This window comes from Chryseobacterium sp. HMWF035, assembly GCF_003094695.1.
Lineage (GTDB): Bacteria > Bacteroidota > Bacteroidia > Flavobacteriales > Weeksellaceae > Chryseobacterium > Chryseobacterium gambrini.
On sequence record NZ_QEHP01000105.1, the window covers coordinates 1 to 11938 of the forward strand.

The window sequence follows — 11938 nt, forward strand, 5'->3', positions numbered from 1 at the left end:
TGTGATTCTTTTTTCTTCATTATAACGGATGATTTTCATTGAATGATAAAATAATTAAACGATCTGCATATGAAATAGATATGTAATTCATATACAAAAACAAGAGAAAATTGGAAGAAATTGTTTAGCATTCATATATACCGTAACATTTACAAACTGCCCTCACAGAAATACGAAGGACAATTTCGGTCAGAAGCTGTCTTTTCTATTACATCTAAAAAGCAGCTATAATTATCCCGTCACTCAAGGAATTTCAAAAAACAGTTTCAGGTAACGGTCTTTCTTTTTGACCAGTTCATCGATACTCTCCCCTTCCAAAAGAGCATTTTTATTTGCAGCCTCGTAATATTTTCTGATAAATTCCGAAACGTGCAATGGAACCGTCTCAGATTTCTGCTCAAAGAACCAATCAAAAAACTCCTTTTCATCGGATGCATTACGATAGATTCTTGGTTGATGTTCCCGTTTGCTTCCGGTTAAAGAGATACGGGGATCATACTTTGCTATGTTGTATAAGGTTTCTATATGTTCCGAACTTTGATACATACTCTGATCATTTCCAAGATAATATAAGCATAATCCGTGCATATCGTCTACCGAGAGATTGAGCGCATTGATTCTGGCTTTCTCCAGCTGTTCCAGTACATATTGGGCTTTCAATTGAGCACTCAGTCTGCTCTGTTTTTTGATTTCTTTTCTCTGCGTTTCCAGTGCTGACCTCATAACATTATGATATTTGGTATCCATCTGTGAACGTTTTTTCACCTGCCCTGTTTCCAGACTGATTTTTAATTCCGGATATTTGCTCTTTAGTGCTAAGAGAACCTTTCAAAGGGCTATTTCTTCAATCTGGCGTATTCTTTCCCTGCTGCAACCATACACGGCAGCGATCTCATCCTGGGTGGAATGATCCAGATAATGCATTTTTACAATATTATACTCCCTTATCGAAAGGTTCAGTCTCATTTCTTTCAGCACAATGGCATGAATTTCCTTATTCATCATATCAGTGGAATGCTCATCATGACTGTTTCAGGAGCTATTTCCTGCTGTTTGTAAAATATCTCACCGGGTGCTTTCTTCGTCTCCTTTTCTGATTGGAGCATCCAAAGAAATTACATTAAAAGCCTGCGCTTCAATCTTTTGTAAAAGCACACGCGAACTTACCCCGAGTAGTTGGGCGACTTCTTCCAGCTGAAGGATTTCTCCCGTTTCATTTTGAGTGGAATTCAATAGATGATACGCCTGAACAGCAGCTCCAACCTGATCCTTTGTATTGAAAGGTGATTTGTTTCCTATGGTTGCAAGGTAATTGTCAATCACTACTTTGATGTAATATCGGGCATAGGTTAAAAAAGCAGCTTTGTCAGGATTGTACCTGTGGGCAGCAATTAAAAGTCCTGAGATTCCTTCCTGCACCAAATCCATAAATTCTCCGTTATGATTGGAGAGCTTATAGGAACTGATCTGGGTTCTGCAATAATAAAGTACATAGTTCACGTGACGCAGGATGAGCTCATCCCGTTTTTTCTGATCTCAGTTTTTCATATATTCCCTGTAGAGATTTTTGGAGAGTTCAGGATCCGTATAGCCATATCTTTTTCAGGAAATTTCTGAGGAAAACATTTCGTAGGAGGTTTCAAAAGGTTTGTTCGTATTTTTCATCAATTTTATTTATAAAATAGAATTCATCTTAATATAAGCAAAATCTAAATAATGGATAAAAAGGAAATAAGCAATTTCGCTTTTGAAAACAACCTTTTTTTTCATAAGATGATAATAATTATGGTGTGGATTATTGTTTAATCCACACCATAAAAGATTAATTACAATATCCAACCTGTACTGTAAAGTTTTTAACTGCCAAATTATATCCCGTTATGATAATGGCTTCGCTGGAGCTTGGATAAGAACCGATGTCAATTGTCTTTACTTGTCCGGCGTTTAACGTATAAGCCATATCACTTGAGCCTGGTATTACAGCATTGATAGCACCACCCGTACCATTGCTTACGATTACTTTTCCACTTCTGCCAGCTATTACATTGAATGTTTTTTGTACATTCCCAAGCATAATCCAGCCCGTTTGGCTTTGATAGTACATGGAACATCCTGCTTTGGCAGCACTTTCTGTACCTTTATTATAAGTGTCCGGAAAAACTTCGTTAGAATCCGATGTACATGAATTTAAGGCATTAAAAAATACCAACAAAATGAATAGACGAAATAATTTCATTTGAATGTAATTTAAGTTACTGTTATTTTAATTAGTTAAATCCTTGTTTACTAAAGTGTAGGTAATAAACGATTTTTCATTTTTTATAACCACTTCGAATAATTTTTAGTCTGTTAGACCTTAAACCATTAATAATAAAAGTTAATTTTCCATACATTTCATTTTATCATACATTAGAATTAATGTTTTTCAAAACGTATTCATTCATTGCAATTAAGCCATCCATACAATAGTCAAATCTTTCATGAACTTTTGTAAATTCCATTTTTATCACTTACTGTAATTCCGTTTCCTGAAGCACCTGATTCTAATAGAACAGTAAAAGTGTCAGCATCAAATCCATTTGCTTTTTGACCATAACACCCCTGAGCCATATAAATACTATTTTTATCTTTTATGAAAAAAGGGATATTATTAGATATATATAATACGGATAGAGAATCTTTGTCCATTTTTTTTGCGATAAGTTGGATGGGTGGAAACGAATGGATATTAATCGCATATATTCTATCCCAAATTGCAAAGTTTATTTCTGATAATGGTTGTATAGAGGTAATCAGAAACAATATCAAACTTACTCATATTAGTGAAAATATAAATTTAGCAAGCCTCTTCATCTATCTTCTTTATAAGATAAAATTATTGTATACATAATACATTATTTTTCTCAACCCCAAAATCTAAATAATATCAGATAATACGATCTTCTATAATATATTTACGTTTTTTATTCATCTTCTTTTTTCTGAATAATAACATAGCATTCGTTTGGAGAGTAGTCACAATCGAATTCATCCAAAATTTTGATAAATTTATTGAGTAATTTTTCTTAGCTTAAGAGAGGATTCCCATTTTGGTAAATCACTTCATTGAAATAGTCCTCCATAAAACAACAACAGGAGTTTCTTCTATGGGATATATTAAATGGTCTTCAGGAACAAATTCAAAATTTTCAACGGTAGTCCATTCCCCGGTTTCTTCATCATAACTGTTCTTTTTATTGTCATAATAAAATTTACGGTTTTCACTCAAATCGTTTTTGTCAAATATTTAATTAGTTTATTGACGAATTATCCTTATTCATAACACATTGGTTTTAATAATATACTATTCATAAGTACTTTCAATAACTGTTACTATTCCTTCATCTCCGTCAACTAGGACTTTGATTCCGTCAGAGATCTGTGACAGATCTTCTCCAATTCCGACTACTGCCGGAATTCCCTCTTCCCGAGCTACGATAGCAGCATGACAAAGCATTCCGCCTTGTTCCGTTACAACTGCCGCAGCTTTTTGAAATAAATTACCCCAATCGGGAGAGGTCATTTTTGCAAATAAAACCTCCCCGGGCTGAAAACTATCCAAATCTGCTTCTGAAAGAACCCATTTTACAACCCCTTCTGTTTTTCCACTGGCAGCAGAAATGCCAAAAAATTCATTTATCATATACATTATTTTAAGTTATTGTTTACAATCTCTAAAGCATGGTAAAATCTATCAAGAAGAATTGCATCTAAAAACTCTTCTTTCTTTTTGTCATCAACACGTTGATAAGTCTTATAATAAAACCATTTTGAAACCAGTCCGAATTTTCCTTTATAATTATAATTGTTGTAATTAAGCTCGTATTCTTTGAAAACATCCAATAAAGCAATAGCTGTATTAAATTCGGTCTTACAATCTTCTACAACATTCTTTTCTAATGCAGTGATAGCCATTTCATAGGCAACGGCTGACTTTCTGGGCTTTTGACTGGAAATAAATTCGTGCCAAGCAAAAGGAGGATATATTCCCTCTGAAAGAATTTTTGAATAATCCTCTTTTTGATATAGAATGTCTGTTACAAGATCATTCAAAGTCATTGAAGGGAAATACGTATATGTAGAAAGGATTTCAAAAAGAAACAAAAGTTTTCTGTCATAAAATTGAAGAATGGGAATAAAACTACTGGCAAACTTTCTTTCGTAAGAAAAATCATAATTAGCTGGTAATTCTGCATATCTGGGAGTAATGACACGCCTTGCCACCAAATAAGCCATTTCATTTCTTTCAGACCCTTTTAATACGGAAGGAAGGGTTGAATAAATAATAGTTTTAACAATGGGTAACATTGCATTGACATACCATCTTCCTGATGTAAGAAACATTCCAAATAAGGAATCAACTTCATTATAGTATGCGAATTCTTTCCAAAACTCTTTGAGATGATCATTAGATTCCCATATGCTTTGGTCCTCAAGGATCACTTTACATTGTTGCTCTACTTTGTTTCTTATTTTTACATATCGGTTTTGATATTCCCTGGTATATTCAACAAGATCAGGGTTCTCTTTTTTTGTCCAATGATCAATAAACCCAATAAATTCTATTCTCTCTTTTTCTACGGAGCTTATATTAGTCAGATAATCCGTGAGAGGAACTATTTTGTGAATCCTGTCATCAAGGTATTTAATATGTTTTTCAGATATCCAAGGAAAGATATTATCTGGGATTTTTTCAATAACCGGAAGAATAGATGTTAGTTTTTGGGGGTATAGTTCTTCTATATTCATATTCATTTATTTTAAGATTGCTTTTTGGAGTTTTATATACACTGGTAGTGGAATAGGAAATGAAAAAAGACTTCCTGTAACTTTCTGAATTGCAGAAAGAGCCATCATCGTAGACCATATATCTCCAAAATTTCCATTCAGATTCTGTTGGGTTTTTATCCATTTGATAGCTTTTGATATTTGTCCATTATAATTGATCCCAGAATCTTTTAAAGCCATTATTGCGTATGAAGTGAAAGTAATGTTGAAAGGAGAATATGCTCCTTCCTTCACACCCCAAAATCCTTCTTTATTTTGTTTTGTTACAAGCCATTTGCATGATTTATTAATCATTTGAAGTATATCGTTATTACTTTCGTTTACAAAACATAAAGCTGAAATTACCTGAGCAGTATGCCATTCTGAAGGAACATTTTGATTTTGTGCTGTGTTAATATAGAAGTTACCTTCCTCATCCTGATACTTTCTCAATAAATCAATACATTGAGTACATTCTTTTTTGTATTTGATCAAATGAAATAATTTTAGTGAAGAAGCCAAAAAAGCAGCTCCATACCATTCATTGTTATTGGCTTCAGCAAAGCCTTTTTCAAAATGAGATTTTACGTAGCTTATACCATTTTTTATTTGAACAGCGTCAGGCGACATCCCTGTGGTAATAAGGGAAATCAATACCTGACAGGTGTCCCACAAGTCTGTTCCCCAGTTGCCATCTGTCCCAGCTTTTTGTAAAAGCCATTTTTGAGCAAGAGATATTCCAAACCGTGTACGAGCGCCCTCTAAAACATTTTCCCAAATCATATTTGCTGGAATACCTCCTTTGTAAAGTAAATATACAGATTCTGCTGTTCCAACAGTATCCCATTCAGGAATTTCAGGATTGCTCCAAAATCCCTGTTCATGTTGCTTACATAGAAAATAGTTTGCACCCCTAAATCCTGAAGAATCAATTTCCGATAAAATCAAATCATGTAATTCATTTTTTAAATCAAAAGCAGAATGACTCAGATAGAGCTTTTGACTAGTGTTACCTGTAGTTTCTTTTCCTAAAATAGTAATGGGTCTTGTCTGTAAAATATAAATTTCCTCACCAATTATTGCCCATTCAATATCTTGTGGTGCATTAAAGTCATTCTCTATCCTTCTACAGACTTCTAATAACTTTAAAATAAGGATATCGTTTAATGTCTTTTTATTCTTACCGGAACTGATTCTTTTTCTGATAATATTCTGTTTGTCTATCTCAATATGATCAGGAGTCCTTTCTCCACTCACTAATACTTCTCCAATACAATCCACATACTCTATTATGGCAAAATCAGATGTTTTTGGCGTTGGTCCCTGAGTAAAACATACCCCAGCAAAATCAGGATGAACCATTTCTTGTATTACTACTCCCATTGAAGGTGATATGATTGGCATGCCTTTGTGATTCATGGCATAACTATTCCCTCTTTTACTATACTGAGAAGCCCAACATTTTTTAACAGCTGATAAGATATTTTCTTTCCCCTTAATATGTAAAAAACTTACATACTGACCGGCAAAAGAAGTGGAAGAAGAGTCTTCTGAAATACAGGAAGATCGAACAGCATATTCTGAAGATTCATCCAGATTCTCCATGATTTCCTGAATTAAATATTCAGGAACACAAACAGTTTCTATAGAATTTAAAATTCTACACTCCCATTGATAACAATCATGCAAAACACTCTCCAAGGAAATCATGGCTAGAGTATGAACTTGTCGAATAGAATTAATTTCCAATCCTGAATGTTCAAGAAATTTTTCAAATATACCTTTTGACAAAGCAACCCCAAAGGGTACATTAAAGCCTTTCTGTAATAAAACGGAAAGGTTAATAGCCTTTCCACCAAATAAATGCAGATCATCTGATGAAATGTTTTCAAGTCTTAAAACTCCAGTATTCATAATATATTAAAACTCCAAAGAATAGGTTTCATAATCAAAAATCTTTGAAATTCCCCCAGATAATAGCTCAGACACTACCTCTCTAATCTTAGTCTCATTCATAGTTTCAGACTCAGGAGCTCCAGTTGCATCTGAAATAAATTCAACGTAATAATCCCTATCATGTGCATCCCTTGCTGTTGATTCACAGCAGAAATTAGTCATAAAACCACAAATAGTGACCGTATCAATGTTATTCTCCTTAAGAATTTTTTCAAGTGATGTTCCAACAAAAGAAGAATACCTGTTTTTGAAAATAATAGTTGCATTAGAAACAAGATATAGATCCTTATCAAATTCGACCTCTTCTGATCCTTCTTTAAAATTAAAATCTTCAATAGGTCCTGCAAAGTCAAACATTCTCCCCGTATCACTACCATCGGCTTTATGAATATGCTTGATATATACAATGGGATAACCTTTCTTTTGAAAAGCCTCGATAAGTCCATTAATTTTTTTAACAGTCTGCTTATGATCTGTACAATAAAGTTCAGATTCCGAATGTGTATAAATGTTCTGTACATCTATAACAAGAAGAGCTTTTTTCATATTTTTTAAATTATTAAAATGTAAATTATTTTGAGATAGGTATGATATATTGAAATAGTAAGTATTATCAATCCTTTCTTTAGAAGACAAATTTTGAAAAAAACAAATTCTCTCACAATAGCCTGTGCATGAAACCCTGATTTTTGAACATGAAAACGCAGATTCGTGCATGAAAACCCCAAAATCGAGCATGAAAACCGAAAACGGGTATTTTAAAACCTAAAATTATCCCCTACATTTGTTATAGATGAAAAATATTTTATTTCTGTTATTTCCGTTTTTGATATATTCCCAAACCCTTCCGGTTTCGGAGCATAGTGCCTATGTTTATACCAAATACAACTACGGAAATGATCTGTTCAATGTTTTTTCCGTCTTTCAGAAAAAAGACGGGAGTATCATCTGTCAGCCTTATGCGGACCGGTATTACATTCTCAGCAATACTTCAATAGACAAGGCTTTTTCATCCCGGGAACCGATGAATTACACCCTTTTTGCATTTACTGAACTTAGAGGAACAGAATATTTTTTAAGCAACCAAAAAATAATGGTTGTTAAAAATCAAAAGCTTATAAAAGAATATACCCTTCATCTGAATGACGGGCAGTCGGGATACTACGTTTTGTATAAAGGAAAAATCTATTTTACAGACAAATTTACAAAGAACAAATCTCATTATCTGAAAGCCTTTGACGGGAAACGGTTTGAAACCCTGATGCGGATTCCGGATAATATATGCGGACTGAGAGCTACTGATAAGCTTTACTGTTTTGCAAATAAAAAGAATACACTCTCATTATACGCATTAGAAGACAGACGTATAACTTATATTAAAAGCTATCCCCTTTCCTCTCAGGATTTTGACATATGGAGCTTTAGGGATGCGGATAATTTCAGTATTATATTTCGTGACCATTCCTTACTTCAGGTAACTTCCGGAACGGTAGTCCCTACACCTATAGCTTATCCGATTAACTTTCTCAATACCGGCAGAACCTATCTGACCACCAAAGGGAGCAACAAAATAACTTTTAGCCTTCCCATAGATAAACCTCTTTTCAATACTTCACTCGGGGAAAATATCAGCAATGTCACCTATAATGCCCCAAGCAACAGTTATTACTGTGCAACAGGAACCTTATTTTTCAGGGTATTTCCCCATATTACCAAATATCCAAGGCTGTTCAATAATACCAATTCCAATACCGTATTTACTCTTCGACAGGATTCCAGGGGCAAAATCTGGGCAGGAAGTTATCAGGGAGCCCTGTCGGTCATCGACAAAGACAGGATAACCGAAAGCTCCGTAAAAACAATCCAATGGATGAACGGCGGAATGTCCCATAAAGATAAGATGATTCTGATTGGCGAGGCCGGGAAAGGCGTGTTTCTTTTTGACACCCCCAACCGTTATAAAAAAATAGCAGATTCGGTGACCGGATTTTACCTGTACGAATCGAGAAATAAAACTACGTATCTGGGAACGGCAAGTCAGGGACTGTGGTATAAAAGATCGGAAGATCTTGAAAATACCCGAAAAAATTGGAAGAGGCTGTCATATAAACAAGGGATCAATCTTGCGAATATTCTTTCCATCAGTGAGGATCGTTTCGGAAATATCTGGATGGGACAGCAGGGATTAGCGGTATACAATCCCAAAACAGGCTATGCTAAAAGCTGGCTGAAGATAAAAAAAGAAACCGACTACGGCACAATGGCCATGCAGCTGGATAACCATAATACCCTTTGGATAGGAACAATGAACGGAAAGCTGATGTATTATAACAGCAAAAGTGAAACAGACTATGATCTGAAAAATTTAGTTGAATTGAGACATCCCCTTCTGGAAACCGGAAAAGTTATTTCCTTTATGCACCCATGGAAGGATTTTCTGATTTTAGGAGTACAGGATAAAGTACTGCTGTTTGATCTGAAAAAATGGTATCGCAACAGAAGTGTTTCCATCCGCTATCTGAACCCATTGGAAACTGCCTTCAGCAACTCGACTGAACAAAACACCTGCCTGACTGATAACAGAGACGGCAGCATATGGTTTTCCACTTCCGATATGGTGTATCACTGGGATATTAAAAAATGGTTATCGCTGCCTTCCTATACTGTCCGTCCTGACATTATCATCAGTAAAGACAGTACAGAGACAAGATATAAGCCTAATCAGATGGTTGCCTTCCACCCCAATGAAAACAGCATCGACATCCGAATCCACTATCAGACTCCTGACAATATGCCCCGTTATCTCAACGGAATATTGGTAAAGAAAGGAGATAAAGCGGTATTTGGCAGTCCCGATCTGCAAACCCGATTTCACTTTGCGAACCTTTCGGCAGGTGACTATACCTTCTTTGTCCGGATATGCCAACAGGACGGCAGTTATACGGTATTTCAGTATCCCTTTACCATTGAAAGCTTCCTTTGGCAAAAATGGTGGTTCTGGATGCTGATTTCAACGGTTCCCATAGTTTTTGTCATATACTACTTTAATAATAAACGCAGGATCAATATCCAGCAAAAGCAGATTGCCCAGCTGAATCTCAGCAGCCTGAGCAACCAATTCCGTCCCCATTTCATGCTTAACGCCTTAAATAGTTTGGGTGCAGAACTTGAAGATAAGCCCCATGCCAATAAGGTAATCAGCAGACTCGGGGAAAGCATTAACATTATGTTTGGATTTACGCAGAGCGGAAGCTTTACCCACTGTTTTGAAAACGAGATGCAGATGGTACTCAATACCATTGATATTCAGAGACTACTTTATCTTTCTGAACTTGAAACACAAATATCAGGGATTGAGATCATTCCCCCGGAAACCCCTGTTCCTATAGGTCTTTTACAGATTGCCATAGAAAATGCACTGCTTCACGGACTCAGAAACCGGGAAATACCTCCGTATCTTCTTAGCTTAAATATACAGGAGTCAGGTTCTTTTTATATCATTATTATTGAAGACAATGGAGTGGGAAGAGAAAAAGCAATGAGAATCAATCATTTTAAAAAGAACGGTAAAGGACTGGAGAATTTAGAGAAAATGATTGATGTGATCAATGGAAAAAGAAATGATAATATTGTATTTGAAATCTCCGACAGAAAAATAGAAGGAACTACAGTAACCATAAAAATCAAAAAAAACATCAATTATGAAAATTTCGGATTATAATTATATGGTCATTGAAGATGACCCTAATGTGTGTGAAGGCATCCGGAGAAGAATGAACAGGTACACTGAGTGGAACTGCATTGGATTATTTACCACTTTTACAGAATCGGTGGAAGCCATCCAAAAACATCATCCCCAGCTGCTCTTTCTGGATTGGGCTATCAAAGGAGGGAATTCATTCCAGATCCTGCAGAGGATTAAGTCAGAATCAGACTACCATCCTTATGTTATCTTCTTTACGGGCTACCGGAGTGACCGCAGGGAAATCCATGAAGAAATGGTCAATACCTATAAAGTACATCGTTATTTTGCCAAACCCATATGGGAAAAACTGGATACATGCCTTTCACACTGTCTGGCAGAAGCCAAAGAACATGCGGACCGGAACACCGTGAATACTCCGCTTTGGATTGAAACGGTGGAAAAGGAAAGGGTAAAGGTTTTTCCCGGAGATTTGGTCTGTATCCACCAATCAGAAAATCCAAGACACAAGATTTTATGCTTTTCCGGTTCCCTGATGTACGAGGTTAAAGCTAACTGGGAATACTGTGAGAAGCTTTTAAAGAAGTTCGGCATCAATTATTTTGTGGTCAATAAAAGGGAATCCATTATCAATTTAGACTGTATTGAGAAAATAGAATCCAACCTTCTGCGCCTGAAGCAAAACATACAGGTGAAAATCAGTAAGGAAAAATTAAAAGAACTGGAGGTTTTGCTCTGAAAGGCAAATAGTGAATAAATTGTATCTACTGTATTGATGAATACTCTAAAAATTTCAGGAAAGTGATTCTGAAACAATAACTTGGTGTATTCCTCAGGCAGATTGATTCCGGATTACACAGCAGCCGGCATTTTTAATCCTTTGCTTTAAACCGCATGATCAAAAACCTGATAAAAATTTGCCAAATCAAAAAAAACAGGTATACTGGAAGGGTACATTTTATTCTATTATACACCAACGATGATCAATTGACCCGAAACCGGATACCAACAGGAAATATCAACCCCTGAAAAAAACAATGGAGATTCTCAAAAAAGAGCCTTAAAGCAGCAGGAACAGCAAAGAACCCTGAAGCAAATAAGAAATCAGGAGAAAAACCTGAAAGAACAGGAACAGCTGGATGAGCTTACATCAGCGGCTTCTAAAATCCAGAAGCAGATTGATCTTTCCGGAAACATCAATGAAGATACCAGAAAGGAAAGAGGAACTTTAAAAGTAGAGAAAACAAGAAACGGCTTTGTTCTCGGTTCATGGGGGAAAATGACTGCCCTTACCTTTAAAGATCATGATACGGTGATCATTAAATGAGGAAACGGACACGATCTAACGGTGAATATCAATCCTGTTGAAGGACTAAAGGATGTGATCAGGATGGCCAATATGATTAATTATGTGAACAAAAAAACTCAGGGAGATGTAGAGCTGAGCAGATGATCCGTAAAATCAGCCGACAC

General features: G+C 35.7%; 12 protein-coding genes. 2 read left to right on the forward strand and 10 right to left on the reverse strand.

Features of this window, described 5'->3' with window-relative positions:
* Positions 1-243: 243 nt before the first annotated feature.
* The 10 genes from DD829_RS15495 to DD829_RS15535 form a co-directional block, all read right to left on the reverse strand.
* The gene (locus tag DD829_RS15495; RefSeq protein WP_108410082.1) at positions 244-747 is read right to left on the reverse strand and encodes a hypothetical protein; all 504 of its coding nucleotides are present in this window, start codon (positions 745-747) and stop codon (positions 244-246) included.
* An 81-nt stretch (positions 748-828) separates the two neighbouring features.
* Positions 829-1005 carry a sigma factor-like helix-turn-helix DNA-binding protein gene (locus DD829_RS15500; protein WP_108410081.1) on the reverse strand — a complete coding sequence of 59 codons (177 nt, stop codon included), beginning with the start codon at positions 1003-1005 and terminating at the stop codon, positions 829-831.
* Between the two features lie 60 nt (positions 1006-1065).
* Positions 1066-1500, reverse strand: coding sequence for a sigma factor (locus DD829_RS15505; protein WP_165796638.1), 435 nt, complete (start codon positions 1498-1500; stop codon positions 1066-1068).
* Between the two features lie 322 nt (positions 1501-1822).
* The gene (locus DD829_RS15510; protein WP_116547910.1) at positions 1823-2236 is read right to left on the reverse strand and encodes a hypothetical protein; all 414 of its coding nucleotides are present in this window, start codon (positions 2234-2236) and stop codon (positions 1823-1825) included.
* A gap of 242 nt (positions 2237-2478) precedes the next feature.
* Positions 2479-2688 (reverse strand): DKNYY domain-containing protein, encoded by a 210-nt coding sequence (locus DD829_RS24480; protein ID WP_123906887.1) that lies wholly within the window; start codon positions 2686-2688, stop codon positions 2479-2481.
* Between the two features lie 409 nt (positions 2689-3097).
* Complete coding sequence (locus DD829_RS23700; protein WP_165796767.1) at positions 3098-3268, reverse strand: hypothetical protein; 171 nt, start codon at positions 3266-3268, stop codon at positions 3098-3100.
* A 75-nt stretch (positions 3269-3343) separates the two neighbouring features.
* A complete protein-coding gene (locus DD829_RS15520) occupies positions 3344-3682 on the reverse strand; it encodes a PEP-utilizing enzyme (protein ID WP_165796768.1) in 339 nt (112 codons plus the stop codon).
* A gap of 5 nt (positions 3683-3687) precedes the next feature.
* Positions 3688-4788 (reverse strand): hypothetical protein, encoded by a 1101-nt coding sequence (locus DD829_RS15525; RefSeq protein ID WP_123906889.1) that lies wholly within the window; start codon positions 4786-4788, stop codon positions 3688-3690.
* 6 nt (positions 4789-4794) lie between these two features.
* Entirely contained in the window at positions 4795-6720 is a 1926-nt protein-coding gene (locus DD829_RS15530; RefSeq protein ID WP_108411746.1) for a PEP/pyruvate-binding domain-containing protein, read from the reverse strand.
* A gap of 6 nt (positions 6721-6726) precedes the next feature.
* Positions 6727-7308: a cysteine hydrolase family protein gene (locus DD829_RS15535; RefSeq protein WP_165796769.1), complete on the reverse strand. Its 582-nt coding sequence runs from the start codon at positions 7306-7308 to the stop codon at positions 6727-6729.
* Between the two features lie 247 nt (positions 7309-7555).
* Here DD829_RS15535 and DD829_RS15540 point away from each other — a divergent pair, with 247 nt between their 5' ends.
* Positions 7556-10483, forward strand: coding sequence for a histidine kinase (locus DD829_RS15540; RefSeq protein WP_108411748.1), 2928 nt, complete (start codon positions 7556-7558; stop codon positions 10481-10483).
* Positions 10464-11204 carry a LytR/AlgR family response regulator transcription factor gene (locus tag DD829_RS15545; RefSeq protein WP_108411749.1) on the forward strand — a complete coding sequence of 247 codons (741 nt, stop codon included), beginning with the start codon at positions 10464-10466 and terminating at the stop codon, positions 11202-11204. The genes DD829_RS15540 and DD829_RS15545 overlap by 20 nt, the downstream gene beginning before the upstream one ends.
* Positions 11205-11938: the final 734 nt, after the last annotated feature.